Source organism: Pseudovibrio sp. Ad13 (assembly GCF_001623225.1).
In the GTDB taxonomy this organism is placed as follows: Bacteria; Pseudomonadota; Alphaproteobacteria; order Rhizobiales; family Stappiaceae; genus Pseudovibrio.
In genome coordinates, this window is sequence record NZ_LMCC01000017.1 from 337,981 (window position 1) to 354,906 (window position 16,926).

Consider the following 16,926-nt stretch of genomic DNA (forward strand, 5'->3'; position numbering starts at 1 on the left):
GCGAAAAACCGCCAATTTGCTCAGTTAATTCCCCTGAATCTTCGGAAGAATTGTGGAAGTCGTCTTCACATTGCGGCTCTCGCCTGCTGCCAGTGCAATTGTCAGCTGCTCTGCCATTTCCGGATCCATCTCAGAAAGCACATCCGCCATCTTCCGCGGCTGCATCTCCTTCACCACCTTCAACATGATGTCCAGGTCCAGACGGTTGAAGATCCGTGCTGCATTCTTGGCCTTCATGCTTTCATAGATCTTCACCAGATCCAGAATCTCTTCCGCAGCCTGCTTTTCTTTGCGCTCAACTTCAGAATTGATCTTCGCTTCAAGCGCCTTAAGTTCCTGAAATCGCTTATTAAAACGCGCCTCAGCAGCTGCAAGAACCTGCTCACGAAGCTCCAGATCACTTTCACGCTGGTTCAGCACATCGCGGCGATTGCCAAGACTATTGAGAACGGCAAGTTCAGAAACGGAGTTCGTTGGAACACCACTTTCTTTCACACCACTTGTATTTTGAGCGACCTGGATCTTCCGTGCGCCAGATGGATTGGGAAGAACGTTTGGAGTAGCAGGTGCCTCTTCCTCAGCCTTCGCCACTTCCGACTGCTGCGCATCAGCAACCCGAACAGCACCAATTGGATAAGTATCACCTAGAAACAAACCAAGCAGCTTCAAAACCAGAAGGGCGCTACCAGCAAATACGACAATCGGAAGGAGCCTTAGTTTCATGCTACGCGGTCCTGCGCTTGTCTACGGAAGCGCTCAAGGCGTGCAGCTGATTCATTTGCAGCTTCACGAATGTCACGGGTCACAGAGCGGGTCGCAGCTTTAGGCGCTGGAGCGCTACGTGTTTCAGCCGGATGCATTGTTTCCTGTTCCGCAATGATCCCGGCAGCAAGTCCCTCCGCTGCGGTTTCATAAGTGCGGGACATTGGAGCTGCTGGCGCAGCCACACGGGTATCACGATCAGCAAGTGCACGATCTGCAACACCGCCAATGCGGTCCAGCACATCTTCACCGGCACCCAACTGATTAGTCAGTTTGCGGGAAACCGCCTCAGCTTCGCCCAGACGCACACCAAGAGTACGGTCTGCATTTCCGCAGGTGGACTTGAGACCCATGATCGCACGCTCTGCAATTTCAGTCGCTGTAATCAGCTCAGAAATGGTTGCGCGCAAGGACTCTTCGTCAGATCGGAGACGACTTAAGCGACGGTTAAGTGTCCAGCAATACCCAATGGTAATCACAAGAAGAACCGCAACGATGCATTCAATAATAAGACCTAGGGACATCTAGTTTGTCTCCAGTTCGCTTTGCAGGGACTTTTCAAAAGCGGCGAGCGTCATTTTCGGTTGCTTCAGCTTCTTTGAAATTTCGATGGAAATCCGGTCATCAACATGGCCCATCAGGCCTTCTGTCAAAGCCACGCCCCCGCACTTCACCTGAACAGGATCACGAGGGCCGGTATCAAACAGCAAGGTTTGACCAACTTCCAGATTCAACACCCGCTGGAGCGGGATGGTGTTTTCATAAAGGACAGCATCAACCTGCACTTCTGAGGAATAAACCTCAGTGGCAAGGTGCTCTTCCCAAATAGGATCACGCCCGAACTTCTCACCCATGAACATCTGCAGAAGCAGTTCACGGATTGGTTCAAGGGTCGCGTAAGGCAGCACAATCTCAACTTTACCACCGCGATCTTCCATATCGATGCGCAGCTCAACCATAATGGCAGCATTCGCAGGACGGGAGATCGCAGCAAAGCGTGGGTTCGTTTCCAACCGTTCAAGCGGGAAGCTCACAGGGGACAACGGTCCAAAAGCCTGCTCAGCATCCAGCAGAATAATCTCGATCATCCGGCGCACCAGATTGCTCTCAATCGTGGTGTATGGCCGCCCTTCAACGCGTGTAGGTGAAGACCCACGGCCACCACCAAGCAACACATCAATGATGGAATAGATCAGAGAGCTCTCAACGGTAACAAGTCCAAAGCCATCCCATTCTTTCGCCTTGAACACACCAAGGATCGCTGGAAGTGGAATTGAGTTCAGATAGTCACCAAAACGCACATTGGTCATGGAGTCCAAGGAGACTTCAACATTGTCCGATGTGAAATTACGCAGAGATGTCGTTGTGAGACGTACGAGACGGTCAAACACGATCTCCAGCATCGGCAGGCGTTCATAAGACACCATTGCCGAATTGATCAGCGCACGAATACCGCCTTCATCACCAGCCAGAGACCCATCCAGCGTAAAGCCCAGAAGGTTGTCGATCTCTTCCTGATTCAGAATACGGTCAGCACCACGAGACGCGCTCTCTACATCTGGTTCGCTGTCGTCGATCATCGCAGCCCATTGAGCTGCGGCCTCTTCACCGCCTTCTACGCCTTGCTCCTGAAGCGCAGCGCCCCACGCCGCGGCAAGATCCTCATCACTGTCACCACCCTCAGCTTCAGAAAGAGCGGTGTCCCAGGCATCATCCATATTTTCAGGGAGAGTATCGGTATCTGACATATGCCGCTCCCCTACTGGATCAGGATCTCTTTAAAGAGAACCCCTTCAACTTTGGCTGGATAGATTGCAGAGTTGATGCGGCGCAGAAGTTGCTCCTTCAAGCGGAACAGTCCAGCAGATCCTTCCAGATCAGCAGGGCGTAACTCACGCAGATAAATCTGGAAAGCATCAAGAATGCGCGGAAGATAAGGCTCCACCTGAGAAACCATGCTGTCGCTCTCAACTTCAAGAGCGATGCGGACTTTCAGGTAGGTCGTGCGGCCTTGGGTAGAAAGGTTCACCGTCATTTCTGGCAGATCGTAAAAAACGACAGGCTTGGTTTGGATCTGCTCAACAGTGCCATCCGCCCGCTTGACGGTGGCTGTGTCGCCCAGATTGATCCAGTCCATTACATATGCACCGCCCACACCAAGGGTTAACAGCAAGACGCCAGCAATCGCTCCGATAACGATCTTGCGCTTGCCGGACTTACCGTCATCCTCAGTATTTTGCAGTTCCGCATCTGCCATTTTTGCGTCCCGGTGAATCGCAATTAAAAGTTTAGTAACTATTAATGCAACCTAGTTGGTTAACACTGATTACCGAATGGTTAATACCGTCATTACTAAGCAATTTTTGCCCACTAGGAAATTAAAGTAGGCATATTTTATCAAATACTTAACAGATAATTTGCGCTTCCCTCCATCAAAACAGCAGAATTCAGCCAAAGTTTCAAACTGGCACAACTCCTGCAAGAACCTTGGCGCTGCGGGTCTGGGGAGACCTGTTGCAATGCTGGGGAGCATAAAATGGAAAACGCACAGCTGATCGGCTTATCACGCCAAAGTGCCCTTCGTCGGAACTTGGATGTGGTGGCCAACAATCTGGCTAACATCAATACGACTGGCTACAAGGCTCAAAGGCTTATCTTTGAAGAATTCTTGATGCCAACCGCACAGGCGACTGAATTTCAGCGCCCGGACCGCCCTTTGTCCTTTACGCAGGATGTAGGGACAGCAACAGTTCTGACACAGGGCTCGATCCAACTGACAGGCAATCCGCTCGACGTCGCAATCGAAGGTGACGGCTATCTGGCTGTGACTGGCGCAGGCGGTGAGCAGCTTTACACTCGCTCAGGCAGCCTTGCCATTGATCCTGAGGGCACGCTCGTAACAGACGCAGGCCTGCCAGTTCTCGCTGACGGCGCTCCAATCCAAATCAATCCAGAAGATGGTGAAATCACCATCACCAAAGAAGGCGTGATCTCCACCCCACAGGCTCAACTTGGCCGATTGGATGTTTACACCTTCGACAACCGCCAAGAGCTTTTGCACGTTGGCACAAACCTGTTTTCCGGCTTGAACCCAATCCCAGCAAATAACCCGACTGTCGTCCAGGGCGCCCTTGAAGGCTCCAACGTGGAAGGCATTCAGGAAATCTCCCGCATGATTGAAATCACCCGTCAATACAAAAGCGTGTCCAAGATGATGTCGCAGCGCAACGAACTTCGTCAGCGCTCCATCCGCGAACTTGGATCGGTTGAAGCTTAAGGAACAGCCCAATGAAAGCCCTTCACATCGCCGCAACCGGCATGAAAGCTCAGGAACTGAACGTCGAAGTTATTTCGAACAACGTGGCCAACATGCGCACCACTGGCTACAAGCGCCAGCGCGCAGACTTTCAGGATCTGCTCTACGAAAACCAGCGCCGCATGGGCACCGAAACCTCAGACGCAGGCACAATTGTTCCAAACGGCGTGCAAATCGGCTCCGGTGTACGCACAGCAGCCACCACACGCATCATGTCACCGGGCTCTGTGACCCAAACGGGCAACGAGTACGACATAACAATTCGCGGCGAAGGCTTCTTCCAGATCCAGCGTCCGGACGGCACAACCGGCTTCACCCGTGACGGCTCCTTCGCACGCTCCCAGACAGGCCAGCTCGTCACCAAAGACGGCTATACAGTTCAGCCTGGCATCACAATTCCGGACAACGCCCGCGACCTGACAATCAACGTACAAGGCCTCGTGCAGGCCATGGACGATAACGATCAGGTCCTGAACCTTGGACAGCTCGAAATCGCCCGTTTCACAAACAAAGCTGGCCTAGAGGCAATCGGCGACAACCTCTTCCTGGAAACACCGGCAAGCGGCCCGCCACAGACCGACAACCCCGGCAACGCAGGCTTTGGCAACATCCTTCAGCGCCATCTTGAATCATCCAACGTCGATGCTGTGACCGAGCTTTCCAATCTGATTTCAGCTCAGCGTGCTTACGAGATGAACTCTAAGATCATCAAAGCAGCCGATGAGATGTACTCCACCACAACGAATCTTCGCTAAGGAGTTGAGTTGATGAGAAAGTTGGCAACCACACTCATTGCAGGACTACTGGCCCTGACAGCCAGCAGCGCATTTGCGGCCTCAACCCTGCGCCCAACGGTCAACGTAACCGGACCAGTCGTCACCATTGGTGACTTCTACACCGAAGCGGGAGAGCTGGCTCAAACACCAATCTTTCGCAGCCCGGACCTTGGCACCACTGGCAACGTGTCTGCATTGATCATCGCACAGCAGGCACAGGCCGCTGGCTTTATTCAGGCCGATACCAACGGCCTGACAACTGTGAGTGTGCACCGCCTTTCCATCCCGGTAGATGAAACACTCATCTCAGACATCCTGCGCAATGCATTTGCGGAGCGCGCAAGCGTGCAGCCGGACGAGATTGAAATCACCTACCATTCACCACTTCCGGTGAACATGCAGGCAGACGCCAACTCCATTTCTCCGCTAACCATCGGGCACATCAACTGGTCACCGCGCACCGCACGCTTCAAAGCCATCCTCAACGTGGTGCAGGAAGGCCAAAGCAAGCCAATCTCTGTCATTGGCAACGCCTCTCAGATGGTGTCCATCACCACTCTGGCACGCAATCTGGAACGCGGCAGGGTCATCACAGCCAAGGACATTCGCGAGGAGCGCAAGCCAGCCTCTCGCTATGCCGGACGTGAATTTCTTGCAGCTGCTGATCTTGTTGGAATGGAAGTGCGCCGTAACATGCGCTCTGGTTCAACCATCACTCCAAGGGATGTAAGCGCACCGATCCTCGTCAAGCGCGGCGCAAAAGTGACAGTGATCTACAAGATCCCCGGCATGAACATCACAACTCAGGGCAAAGCCAAGTCTGAAGGCGGCAAAAATGACCTGATTGAGATTGTGAACCCAATTTCAAAGAAAACGATCCTTGCTGAAGTCATCGGCAGAGACATCGCCATCGTGACCACCGCAAAAACGCAGGTCGCAGCCGTATTGGAGAGCCGCTGATGCCGAGAATATCTTCAGCAACCAAAATCAAGCAATATGCTGCGCTCACGATTGGCTTGTTTGCACTTGTCGGCTGCGAGACAGCCGACAAACTTTCCAAAGTTGGCCAAGAACCTGTTCTGACCGCGATTCAGGACCCACGCACGCAGCCAGGCTATCGTCCGGTACAAATGCCAATGCCAATTAAGGAAGTAGAGCGCTACAACGCGAACTCTCTTTGGCGCACCGGCAACAGAGCCTTCTTTCAGGACCAGCGCGCAAAACGTGTTGGCGACATCGTAACGGTAAACGTCACCATTTCCGACAAAGCAGCTTTTGAGAACACCTCGAAGAGCTCACGCAGTGATGCGAAGAATTCCGGAGCTGGTGGCGCACTCGGCGGCGCGATCAACACACTGGCACTTCATGCCAGCGCTTCAGCTGACGCTCTGGCATCAATCAACAGCTCCGACAACTTTCAAGGCACCGGCTCTATCGACCGCACAGAAAGCCTGAAGACCACCGTCGCAGCTGTCGTGACACAGGTACTGCCCAACTCCAACCTCGTCATCGAGGGCCGTCAGGAAGTGCGTGTAAACCACGAAGTCCGTGAGCTAATCGTAGCGGGCGTCGTTCGTCCGCAGGACATTGCATCCGACAACACTGTTGAGAGCACCAAGATCGCAGAGGCACGCATCGGCTACGGCGGCCGCGGCCAGATCTCCGTTGCCCAACAACCTAAATACGGCAGTCAGGTGCTGGACATCGTGCTTCCGTTTTAGAGCGCGTTCCGTTTGATTGGTTTCAGTCAAACGGCAAGAATTCGCTCCAACAAAGATGTTAGAGCGCGATGCGTGACTGTAAATGAACGCGGCGTGCTCAAAAAGAAATCAAAGAACCCAAAACCGCTTAATAAGCTCCCCAGCTTGAGCGGTACATAAAGCGAGCTCGGCAACATGCTCCCCAGCATGCCGGGCTCGTTTTCTTGCGTGCACCAGAACACCGCACACCGACGTCCGGCCAAAACAAAACAAGGGAAGCACAGCTAAGCCGTGCTTCCCTCGTAAAGTCATACTTCAAGTACAAGAGCCTAAAAACTTAGGACCACAGCTTGAAAGGCGATATCCTGTCTCCCTGAGGATCAGTCATCCCGATAGATTTTCTCGCGCCGCTCATGAGCCTCTTGGGCTTCAATAGAAAGCGTTGCGATAGGTCGTGCATCCAAACGACGAACAGAGATTGGCTCGCCAGTCTCTTCGCAGTAGCCGTAGGATTTGTCTTCAATGCGAGCAAGAGCAGCGTCGATTTTGGAAATCAACTTTCTCTGCCGGTCACGCGCACGTAATTCAATCGACCGATCGGTTTCAGAAGAAGCACGGTCAGCCAGATCTGGGTGATTAGTGCTTTCTTCTTGAAGCGCAGCAAGGGTCTCCTTGCTCTCTTTCAGAATATCTTCCTTCCACGCAAGAAGCTTTCTACGAAAGTACTCGCGCTGTTGGTCGTTCATGAATGGTTCATCCTGTGTTGGACGATAATCAATTGCGACATCAACTGCCATCTGAAACTCCGCCTATTTATATGGGCGGCTGGAATATAGCGAGAGGAACCTGAAACAACAATCTACTAAAAAGATGAAATTGTCTAAGAACACAATTATTCAGTGTATTCAGCAACTTATGCGGTTGGAAACCTTTGATACTATCGTAAATGGATAGGCTATTCTACGTAGTGACCCAGCTTTGCGAGCTCGATTCTTGCACGCAATTCAATATCTTCGACCACTCTGTCGAGACCGGGGTTACCACTTTTGACCTGCATGGACAGGTTACCAACAAGCCGCTCAAGGCGCTCTGGCTGCACTTTGCCTTGCAGCAAATCGATCCGCAGCGCATCTAGTTGATCCAGAAGTTTATTTCCATGCTGCACAGCGCGCTGCTTGTCATCGACCTGCACTTCCATCTGCTGAAGAGCCAGCAAAGAATCCACACCCTGCAGCGACGGTGTTGGAACACCAGCCTGCGACTGCGCAACGCTGGTGGTCTCCTCCTCAACGGCAAACGCACCCGCCTGCTCGCCTTCAGAACCTTTGCGACGTTTCGTGCCCACTTTACTCGTGGAGTTCAAACCAGAAACTGGAGTGCTGCGTACAAGCAAGACCTTACCCTCAGAGCTATGGAACTGGACAAAAGCTTAAACCCGAACGCATTTGCCGAGCTGATCACGTAAAACTTTACCAAGCAGGCAACAATTGCCGCATTAAAATTTGCAGTGCTTTAACTTTTATCCACCCTCTACTAAAAATACCCAGTAAATTCAGCAGGTTAAAAATTAGCAAACGCAACACTGAAACTGGCACAAAATTCGCATATTTCCGGCATGTGTGAACTGAACAGCCGGGTACCAATGCGCTCTTTCGCAAACTTACGTAGAATCGCCGCAGCGGCACTGATCGTCCTTGTGGGCGCGACCCTTCAGGGAAACGCAGCCTCAAGGATCAAAGACATCACTGACTTTGAAGGCATCCGGGACAACCAGCTCATTGGTTACGGTCTCGTCGTCGGCCTTCAGGGCACAGGCGACTCTCTCAATGCCTCACCATTCACCCGGCAATCTTTGCAGGCAATGCTGGAACGCCTTGGCGTCAACACCAACGAAGCAGACCTGAACACAAAAAACACCGCCGCCGTAATGGTAACTGCCAACCTGCCAGCGTTCTCAACACAAGGCACCCGCATCGACGTCACCGTAAGCGCATTGGGTGACGCAAAAAACCTTCAGGGTGGAACACTGCTGGTGACCCCACTGATGGGCGCAGACGGAGAAGCCTACGCCATTGCACAAGGCCCAGTGGCAATCGCTGGCTTTGCAGCACAGGGCGACGCAGCTTCCGTTGTGCGCGGCGTCCCAACATCTGGCCGCATTCCAAACGGTGCTCTTGTGGAGCGGGAGGTTGAGTTCAAACTCTCTTCACTCAGCACCATTCGTCTGGCCTTGCGCAATCCGGACCTGACCACATCCCGCCGTATTGCTGTTGCAATAAACGAGCTGATTGGCCTACCGACTGCAGAACCACTCGACCCATCCACCGTTCGCCTCACACTTCCAAAACAGTTCGATGGCAACATTGTCGATTTGATCACTGACATCGAACAGCTGATTGTCGAGCCCGATTTACCGGCCAAGATCGTGATTGACGAAAGCTCCGGCATCATCGTCATGGGTCAGCAGGTGAAAGTCTCCACCGTCGCAGTCGCACAGGGCAATCTCACAGTCACCATCGCAGAATCACCAGAGGTGGTTCAGCCGCTGCCATTCGCACAGGGCCAAACGGCTGCAGTGCCTCGCACAGACGTGCAGGTGACTGAAGACAATAGCCAGCTGGCACTCGTCAACGAAACAATCACACTGCAGCAGCTTGTTGATGGATTAAACGCTCTGGGCATTGGCCCAAGAGACCTGATCTCCATCTTGCAGGCCATCAAAGCCGCTGGCGCCCTTCAGGCAGAAATTGAGGTCCTCTAATGCTCCAACAAGCACAACTGCCCTCACCTGCGCTGACAAGCTCTGCAGACCTGATCGCGGGCGCCAATCAGGCAGGCAAACCATCAGCTACCAAAGAACCGCTGATGGAAAAGGCCAAGGAATTTGAAACCGTATTCCTCAATGAGATGTTGCAAAACATGTTCACCGGCCTTGATGAAGGCGGGACCTATGGTAACGGCGAAGGCTCAGAAGCGTGGAAATCCATGCTGATCAACGAGTACGCCAACACAATGTCTCAATCTGGCGGCATTGGTATTGCAGCTTCAGTTCATTCGCAATTACTACAACTTCAAGAGAACGCAGTATGACCAACCAGTACGACGCTGAAACTGTTTCAAGTACAGTATCGTTTGAAGAAGAACCCATCCAGACAAGGATGCAAGCTGAGGTCTTCTGCGAAAACTTTGAAACGGCAATGGACAACCTCGTAGATATCATCGAGGCGGAAACGGAACTGCTGCGCGAAGGGCAAATTTCTGAGCTTCCAACCGTTGCCCCCAAAAAACATGCGGCGATCGAGTCATATCTCTCCGGCATCCGCGTCGCCAGCGCAAATGCCATCGCACTAGGCAATCTCGCTCCGCTGTCCATTCAACGTATGCGCGAACGCCACGGTAACCTACGGCCAATTCTTCAAACCAACCTGCAAGTGGTCTCTACGGCACGTTCAGTGACGGACAACGTCATTGAGACCGTTGCTAAAGCCGTTGGTTCTCAAATGAAAACAAGAGGTTACGGTGCAAACGGCATGATGAGTTCGCCCCAAAGATCCGCTCAGGGCATTGCCGTTAACCAAACCCTGTAAACGGCACCATATTAAGCGTGCATATTAACGAAATAACCTGAAGATCGCCCGTAGCCTCCCTGATAAATAGGGGTATTTGGCGGTTTTCAGTCGCATTTCTCTAAATATTTCGTATATTTCTATCATTAAGATTAATATTATTTAAGAACATTCCCCATAAAGTTGTCAGAGATTGAACACGTGGGGGACATTATGGAAATAGTCACACAACGACCGACACTCTTACATCAAGCGCTGACAACACAAGCAGCACCGGTAAAATCGACGACCGAACAGGTCAAAACCGAACTCTCCGGCGCCCAGGCAGTCACTGCATCCTCTGAGTCAGAGGATAACTCAACCGCCTCCGAAAAGTCATACCTCTCAGACTCCCGTCTCGGCGTCATCCCTAGCAAACCTAAGGATGACCAGAGCCGCATTGAACGCGGTTACAATTATGATGAAGAGTCAGATGAGCTCATCTATTCGATGACGCAAGAGCCAGAAGGCGACGTCATTTACGAACTGCCTTCCAAGACAGCTCGCCGCATTCGCGCATTCCTGGATGAAGTCCTTCAGGCACAAGAAAAGCGCAGCTTAGGCGGTGAAGATAAAGATATTGATCCTGCGATCTACGAAGCCAAGCAAGTCGAACCAACACAAGCAAAGCAGGCCTAAGCCTCACAGGCTTTATCCTCCCTGCAAACCAGACTTATCCCCCCTTGAGCTATGCCGCCCCCGCAGCATGGCTCTTTTTTTGTCTACCCAGTGACCACCACATAACAACGTGCCCACCACCACAAAAACGCAAAGCAACGCATATACCAACGCAACCAACGGCACAGACAAAAAAACAAAGAAAAACGCGCCCCAAAGAGCGCGTTCTCCAAATTCTAAATCTGAAACAAAGCTTATCGGATAAGCTGCAGCACAGACTGGCTAGCCTGCGTTGCCAGGCTAAGAGTTGTCGTCGCGATAGAGTTCTGAGTATTCAGAGCCGCCAAGTTCGCACCCTCAAGGTTGGTGTCTGCCAAAGTCAACTTACCAGCACCAGTCTCAAGCGTATTGACCAGATCAGCGGTGAAGTCTTGGCGATTGGTCACAACAGAGAGGTTTGTACCAAAAGTAGATGCCTGCGCACGCAGGTTAAGTTGCGCATCGCGGATTTCATCAAGCGAGTCTTCAATCGCTGAATCACTTGCCCAGGTCCCAACATCACTTTTAGCAACTGTCACACCGTCTACTGGAGCACCAGATTCAGTGGCAGCGGTCGCTGTGTAGGTTAATGTAGTTTCATGAGCAGCATATGATTTAAGTTCTCCATCTTCAAATGTTGAACCACCACCACTTGCAGTATCTAAAGCAGCACGCAAATCATCAACTGTTGTGTCAGCAGTAATAGCGAAGGTAGTATCAACTGTCGCAGTAGTGGAATCATCATCGTCATCTACTGCAATCTCAAGACTACCACCATCGGCAAATCCTGCTAGGCTTGCTAACTTAGTACTACCTTTAACATCAGAACCAAAATCTAACTCGGTAAAGCTGTACGATCCCTCTTCCAACTTAGCAATCGTCAGATCGTTGTCTGTATTCCCAAGATCAGTGTAATCTACTGATTTAACATCAAGGTTAGAGGAACCATCTTCGTTGAACTTCACGTTTAGATCGTTACCGTCACCGCCAAGAAGGTTCTTGCCTTTATAGCCAGAATCCTTAGCCAGATCTTCGATCTGTGTCCGAAGTTCGTTATATTGCTGCTCGTAAGTAGCGCGTTCTTTAACATCTTCAGTTTGAAGAGCCTGGTTCGCTTTACCTTTTGCAGCATCTACAAGCTTCGAAATCGCTGAGATACCCTTATCAGCAGCTTCAATGGTAGATACAGACTGACCAATATCATCCTGAAGGTTGCTAAGATCAGATGCGCGTGAGTTTAGAGACTCAGATGTGAAGAAAGAATTTGGGTTATCGAGAGCAGAGTTAACTTTCTTACCGGTAGAAAGACGCTCTTGAGTCTGAGAAATCAGATTAGCTGTATTCTGCAGAGTACCAAGGTTTGAGCGAACCGCAGCGGTGAGTGTAATATCAGCCATTTTATATGTCCCTTCTAGGATAATGAATGACCCTTCCTGGGTCACAAACGCAGCAAATAATTACTGAGTTTTAATTGGGTACAATTACCCGTCCTGCGAGTAAAGGGGGAACGTGTTAACAAGCACTTAATAAATCAGTGATTGTAGCAGTCACACTCATCAGCTCACGAATAAGTTCAATTTTATGCAATTAAGTCAAAACCTTACTCAACAGTGGTAGTTAGACGGTTGCGCAATATTGTCTGTGCATATTTCCACCGACCTGTAATTTCAAAGCCCAACCAATGGCTTAAGCTGCCATGCATTAACTGGCGGCTCTACGTACTCAATTCAGAAGCACTCTAAACTTAAGAAAAATTAGAAATAAATCGCTGAATAACTCGTAAGAATTAACTAGATTAACCTTTTGGTTGCCATCATAGTTAAGAGTGCTTTGAAGGAGGCTGCATGGCACTGAAGGTCGAATTAAAACCCGGAGAAAAATTGATTGTTGGTGAGACACTTATCACTAACGATAAGCAACGTGCACGATTTTTCATTCAGGGAGATGCACCTATTCTCCGAGAGAAGGATATCCTTCTGCCGGAAGACGCCAGCACCATGGCACAGCAGGTCTACCTTGCAGTGCAGGTCATGTATTTAAAGCAGGATATCACGGTCACTCAGAAAGAGTATTTCGATGTGATCGGAAAGATCCTGCAGGCCGCACCAAGCACACGCGACCTTATCAGCGAGATTAGCACCGCAATTTTGCGGGAAGAGCTCTATCGCGCCCTGAAGCTCGCCAAGAAATTGATTGAATATGAAAGGACTTTGATAAGTCATGTATCAACAAGCAACTCAGGCATATCAGCAGTCCGCAAACACCTCGGCCTCAGCGGATCCGAGGGCTCTGGAAGCTGAAGCTCTGATGAAAGCTGCAGCGCGCCTTTCTGTGCTGCAACGTGAGTGGGATACAGTTTCACGTGAAGAACGGAATGAAACACTCATATTCAATCGCACGCTCTGGACAATTTTTGTAACTGAGGCCACCGCAGAATACAGCGAGCTGCCTCTGGAGCTTCAAAATAACATCGCAAATCTGGCCCTGTTTATGTTCAACAGAACCATGGAAATGATGGGCGGTGTGGAACCAGAAGCACTAGAGACAATGATCAACATCAACAAGTCTCTAGCATCTGGATTAAGAGGCCAAAAGGCAAACGTATAATAACAAAAAGCCTCCGATTTACGGAGGCTTTTTGTTATCTCAAGAAGTCAGTAATTGTTAGATTTAACAGTATAGACGTTGCCTGAAACGAGGCGTCTAAATCCGTCTTTAGCACGGCTATCTCAGTTCCAACTTCAGTCTTGTCAACGTTCTCGAGCCCGGTCAACGTATTATGATAGGTCAGAGACGCTTGCTTTTGCCTCTCAGCAGTACGTTTCACAGTTGTGTTCACCACAGACATCTCTGAGGCTACGCTTTGGATGCCAGAATTCCGGTCTCCTGCGAAAGAGAGTGCGTCATCGCTCTTATCTGCCAACGAAGCATAGTAGGATTTTGCGACCGCCTCACTCTCAGCATCATCTGGAGTTTCTGCTGTAAAGTCTGCCGCCACAAACACAGCAAGGTTTTGCAACTGCTCGGAAAACGCTGTCTCATTCGCGCGCGCGCCATACTCCACGCGCACATTGTCATCAATCTGAACAACCTTGTCTGAGCGCGGATCATCAGAGTTCTCGGTACCGGTATACCAGTCAACCAGAAGATCTGGTGCGGTCTCATAACCAGAACCATCCGCTTTTGGTACCTTCGCCGCCGGATCAGGCCGCCCGTGATTACCAAAAAATTCCTCACCAGCCTGCACATCAGCAACCGCACGAAGCTCAGTTTTTGCAATATCGCCTATTGCCTTATCAAAAGCCGCCTGAGCATTCTCAGCGCTCTCCAGAGCAGGATTAGCACCCGTCCCAATCAGGAAGGTTCCCTCTCCTGCATCAGGGTCATCGGTTGCTGTGAGCTTAACAACTGATTTGCTCCCGTCAGGAAGTTCCAGCTCAACCTCAATCGTATCACCAACACTCGGAGTGTCATTGAACGCGAAGGTCCCCTTTTTGCCTTCAGGATTAAGCGGATCAGTCAGGTCTTCAGGAGTAACCGCTGCTGCAACATCAGCAGAGGACGCTGAAACGGAAGTGATTTCAAAGCCAAATCCCTCAACATTGTCCTGTTGAAGTGTCAGAGTAGGAACACCAAGCGGATTTGTCACACTGGATTCAATGCGACCATTTTCAGAGGCACCAACATGAGCATTCTCATAACGCTTCATGAGTTCCTTGAGCCCAAGCTTTCCGCCTTTCCCATCCATTATGGCATCAAGCGAGGCAACGGGTGGCTCAGTCGCATCCTTACCACCGAACAGATAATACCCGTTCACTTCAGAGTTCAGCTGCGAGATCGTCTCATTCAGCATAATCTCAGTTGCTTGTTGACTGGTTGTCTGGCCATCTGTGGTCAGCGTATAGTTGTTCTCATCAATAGCACTCACACTCTCAGAGCGCATTTTCTCCATATGCTCAAGAGACTTGCCCATAAGGTCGAGCTGAATGCTGGCAATCGCGTTAGAGTCTTCATAAACCTCAATATTTGAGATCTCGCGGCGCAACTCCAATGCCATGCGAGAATCTGAACTGATGCCACCATAGGTTTGAGACTTCAGCCCGGAAGTCAGCTGAATAGACTTGTTCTCCAGCTGCGTCTTTTGCTGCATAAGGAGATCAAGCATATAGCTATGAGATTTAGAATAACCGATTGTATTCATTTGAATAACTCAATTCCTAAAGCAGCATCATGCGATTCTAAAAAGTGTATCATACATTTCGTCGATAGCCGATAAGACACGAGCATTCGCAGCATAAGCATTCTGTAATTCAGTCAGCTTCACCAGCTCTTCGTCTACATCAACCTTATAGCTGTTTTCATAGGCATTCTTAGTAATACTGGTAACAGCCTTTGAGTTGCTCGCAGCTGATGTCGCCGCGCTGGCAATCTGACTTTGCTTGACCACAGTCTCAATGCCAAAATCAGAAATCGTCCCGACATATGGAGCATTCTTTGCTCCGATCCCCGAGCTTGGCGCATACGTATATTCGGTCTCAGTCAGGCGACTTTTCAGGAGGTTTGCACGCTCGGAGCTCTGCTTATCTGGCTCACCTGCTAAAAGACTTGGATCATCAACAATAGCTTTGTTGACAGTCATCCGTTGCGCAAAACCAGTCTTCTGGCCACCATCTTCCAGCGCCCCAGTATAAGGTCCGCCATCCCCCTTAGTGTCTACAAAGAGCGGGATCTCGGCACCATCAGCAGCGGTAACAGTCCGCATATTTTTCGCTGTAAGACCGGTAATCTCAATAGTACCCGGGCTGGTCGGAGACAGAACTTTCAACTCACCAGCAGCATCAACGGAAACATCAAAACCAGAACCCAGCGCACTGGAAATCTGACTTTCTAGCGAGGTCGAAGTCGCTGGAATTACAATACCATGCACGATATCATTGGAGTCAGCAGTTACATCCGAAGAAAGCGGCAGCAAACTTGGGTCGGTCACAGCAACAAAAGTAACTTTGCGACTTTCGCCATTAACATCAAACTCAAGCTCGATCGTATCGCCAGATGACTGCAGTTGGGATGTATCTACACTCAACCCAGTTGCTGCGGCTGGTACACCACCATCATCAGCAGCAACTCCTTCAGACGTCTGCTGCGACAAAGACAACGCCATCTGGCTTGCCAGCTCATCCAAACGCGCCTGCGTCTCTGGAAGGGTATTATCCCGCAACTCCACGAGCGCACCCATACTACCGCTCTTCAAGTCAGATGATGAAAGCTCCATAACAGCACCAGACCGCGATTTCACTTCAATCGGATTGCCTTCAACACCCACACCAAGTGTAGGGCTCGGAGTAAATTGCAGCTCTGAAGCACGGTCATTATAAAGAGTGGTTCCAGATTTAGTTGATATGCGTAGCAAGCCATCACTGCCTTGCTTGATTTCAACATCCATCTTTTCAGTCAAAGCTTCCAGCTGTCGGTCCATCTGGTCCTGCAAATGAGCCGTTTCCCGACCAGCAGAGCGCTCGACAATAATGCTGTCTTCCAGACTCTCAATTTCTTGGAGAATAGAGTTTACTTGCGTTACTTCATCAGCGATTCCAGCATCGGCATCGCGGCGCATTTCCTGCACTTGCCTGGCTGAATTATTGATGCTTCTGGAAAGCTCTTCAGCAGCATTTACAGCCACGTCTTGCGCACTTTGAGAGCTGGGATCTGTCGCCAACGACGTCAGCGCATTTGTGAAGTTGTTCATCAAACTCGGAATTGAGCTGGGATCTCCAACCTTCCCAAACATCTGATCAAGCTGCGTGATGTATTCGTTGTATTGAGTAGCATAAGCTGTATCACTCAGGCTTTCCCAATAAGCCGACTGGAGCTGAGTATTGACTTGCCGCTGAACTTGATTGGTCAGAACAGAAGAAGACGCAGTCGATGTGTTGTGAACTTCTGTGCCCACGATTGTCTTAAGCGTATAACCATCAACGTTCGCATTGGCGACATTCCTGGATGTAACCGCAAGCTGCGCCTTCGTAAGCGACAATCCCGACATAGCCGCATTTAAAGCTGCTCCGAGACCCATACCCTATACTCCCAAACGCGTTGAGGTAGGCAAAAAC

General features: G+C 50.5%; 19 protein-coding genes. 10 read left to right on the forward strand and 9 right to left on the reverse strand.

Annotated features, from left to right (window positions below; genetic code table 11):
* Window positions 1-24 precede the first annotated feature (24 nt).
* From PsAD13_RS21185 to PsAD13_RS21200, 4 genes are read right to left on the reverse strand one after another with little or no spacing between them, the layout of a single operon-like run.
* Window positions 25-723: a FlaA gene (locus PsAD13_RS21185; RefSeq protein ID WP_063307941.1), complete on the reverse strand. Its 699-nt coding sequence runs from the start codon at window positions 721-723 to the stop codon at window positions 25-27.
* Window positions 720-1,286, reverse strand: a complete 567-nt coding sequence (locus PsAD13_RS21190) for a DUF6468 domain-containing protein (protein WP_063292779.1) — start codon at window positions 1,284-1,286, stop codon at window positions 720-722. The genes PsAD13_RS21185 and PsAD13_RS21190 overlap by 4 nt, the downstream gene beginning before the upstream one ends.
* The gene (fliM, locus tag PsAD13_RS21195) at window positions 1,287-2,510 is read right to left on the reverse strand and encodes a flagellar motor switch protein FliM (protein ID WP_063289603.1); all 1,224 of its coding nucleotides are present in this window, start codon (window positions 2,508-2,510) and stop codon (window positions 1,287-1,289) included.
* A gap of 11 nt (window positions 2,511-2,521) precedes the next feature.
* Window positions 2,522-3,019: a flagellar basal body-associated FliL family protein gene (locus PsAD13_RS21200; protein ID WP_057462619.1), complete on the reverse strand. Its 498-nt coding sequence runs from the start codon at window positions 3,017-3,019 to the stop codon at window positions 2,522-2,524.
* Window positions 3,020-3,298: 279 nt separating this feature from the next.
* Between PsAD13_RS21200 and flgF the strand changes: the two genes are divergently transcribed.
* From flgF to flgH, 4 genes are read left to right on the forward strand one after another with little or no spacing between them, the layout of a single operon-like run.
* Entirely contained in the window at window positions 3,299-4,039 is a 741-nt protein-coding gene (flgF, locus tag PsAD13_RS21205; RefSeq protein ID WP_063292781.1) for a flagellar basal-body rod protein FlgF, read from the forward strand.
* A gap of 11 nt (window positions 4,040-4,050) precedes the next feature.
* Window positions 4,051-4,833 carry a flagellar basal-body rod protein FlgG gene (gene flgG, locus PsAD13_RS21210; RefSeq protein ID WP_057462621.1) on the forward strand — a complete coding sequence of 261 codons (783 nt, stop codon included), beginning with the start codon at window positions 4,051-4,053 and terminating at the stop codon, window positions 4,831-4,833.
* A gap of 12 nt (window positions 4,834-4,845) precedes the next feature.
* Window positions 4,846-5,814 (forward strand): flagellar basal body P-ring formation chaperone FlgA, encoded by a 969-nt coding sequence (flgA, locus tag PsAD13_RS21215; protein WP_063319382.1) that lies wholly within the window; start codon window positions 4,846-4,848, stop codon window positions 5,812-5,814.
* On the forward strand, window positions 5,814-6,575 hold the full coding sequence (gene flgH / locus PsAD13_RS21220; protein ID WP_063319383.1) for a flagellar basal body L-ring protein FlgH: 762 nt from the start codon (window positions 5,814-5,816) through the stop codon (window positions 6,573-6,575). Before flgA ends, flgH begins: the two co-directional genes overlap by 1 nt.
* Window positions 6,576-6,934: 359 nt before the next feature.
* Here flgH and dksA read toward each other — a convergent pair whose 3' ends face one another.
* Together dksA and PsAD13_RS21230 are read right to left on the reverse strand one after the other, a co-directional pair.
* Complete coding sequence (dksA, locus tag PsAD13_RS21225; protein ID WP_057462624.1) at window positions 6,935-7,351, reverse strand: RNA polymerase-binding protein DksA; 417 nt, start codon at window positions 7,349-7,351, stop codon at window positions 6,935-6,937.
* Between the two features lie 158 nt (window positions 7,352-7,509).
* A complete protein-coding gene (locus PsAD13_RS21230; protein WP_057462625.1) occupies window positions 7,510-7,947 on the reverse strand; it encodes a flagellar assembly protein FliX in 438 nt (145 codons plus the stop codon).
* A gap of 249 nt (window positions 7,948-8,196) precedes the next feature.
* Between PsAD13_RS21230 and PsAD13_RS21235 the strand changes: the two genes are divergently transcribed.
* The 4 genes from PsAD13_RS21235 to PsAD13_RS21250 all read left to right on the forward strand — a co-directional run bounded on the left by PsAD13_RS21235 (window position 8,197) and on the right by PsAD13_RS21250 (window position 10,798).
* Window positions 8,197-9,315 carry a flagellar basal body P-ring protein FlgI gene (locus tag PsAD13_RS21235; protein ID WP_063319434.1) on the forward strand — a complete coding sequence of 373 codons (1,119 nt, stop codon included), beginning with the start codon at window positions 8,197-8,199 and terminating at the stop codon, window positions 9,313-9,315.
* Window positions 9,315-9,644 carry a rod-binding protein gene (locus PsAD13_RS21240; protein WP_063319384.1) on the forward strand — a complete coding sequence of 110 codons (330 nt, stop codon included), beginning with the start codon at window positions 9,315-9,317 and terminating at the stop codon, window positions 9,642-9,644. Before PsAD13_RS21235 ends, PsAD13_RS21240 begins: the two co-directional genes overlap by 1 nt.
* Window positions 9,641-10,141 carry a hypothetical protein gene (locus tag PsAD13_RS21245; RefSeq protein ID WP_063298066.1) on the forward strand — a complete coding sequence of 167 codons (501 nt, stop codon included), beginning with the start codon at window positions 9,641-9,643 and terminating at the stop codon, window positions 10,139-10,141. Before PsAD13_RS21240 ends, PsAD13_RS21245 begins: the two co-directional genes overlap by 4 nt.
* 192 nt (window positions 10,142-10,333) lie before the next feature.
* A complete protein-coding gene (locus PsAD13_RS21250; protein ID WP_063319385.1) occupies window positions 10,334-10,798 on the forward strand; it encodes a hypothetical protein in 465 nt (154 codons plus the stop codon).
* Between the two features lie 233 nt (window positions 10,799-11,031).
* Here the strand turns inward: PsAD13_RS21250 and PsAD13_RS21255 are convergent, their stop codons facing one another.
* Window positions 11,032-12,213 carry a flagellin gene (locus tag PsAD13_RS21255; RefSeq protein ID WP_063319386.1) on the reverse strand — a complete coding sequence of 394 codons (1,182 nt, stop codon included), beginning with the start codon at window positions 12,211-12,213 and terminating at the stop codon, window positions 11,032-11,034.
* Window positions 12,214-12,660: 447 nt separating this feature from the next.
* On the opposite strand from PsAD13_RS21255, the gene PsAD13_RS21260 reads away from it, so the two are divergent.
* Window positions 12,661-13,116, forward strand: coding sequence for a flagellar biosynthesis repressor FlbT (locus PsAD13_RS21260; protein WP_063289608.1), 456 nt, complete (start codon window positions 12,661-12,663; stop codon window positions 13,114-13,116).
* Window positions 13,037-13,423 (forward strand): flagellar biosynthesis regulator FlaF, encoded by a 387-nt coding sequence (locus PsAD13_RS21265; RefSeq protein WP_084404791.1) that lies wholly within the window; start codon window positions 13,037-13,039, stop codon window positions 13,421-13,423. The genes PsAD13_RS21260 and PsAD13_RS21265 overlap by 80 nt, the downstream gene beginning before the upstream one ends.
* Before the next feature lie 34 nt (window positions 13,424-13,457).
* Here PsAD13_RS21265 and PsAD13_RS21270 read toward each other — a convergent pair whose 3' ends face one another.
* Together PsAD13_RS21270 and flgK are read right to left on the reverse strand one after the other, a co-directional pair.
* A complete protein-coding gene (locus PsAD13_RS21270) occupies window positions 13,458-15,017 on the reverse strand; it encodes a hypothetical protein (protein ID WP_208986848.1) in 1,560 nt (519 codons plus the stop codon).
* 27 nt (window positions 15,018-15,044) lie between these two features.
* Window positions 15,045-16,889, reverse strand: coding sequence for a flagellar hook-associated protein FlgK (flgK, locus tag PsAD13_RS21275; protein WP_063319389.1), 1,845 nt, complete (start codon window positions 16,887-16,889; stop codon window positions 15,045-15,047).
* Between the last annotated feature and the right edge of the window lie 37 nt (window positions 16,890-16,926).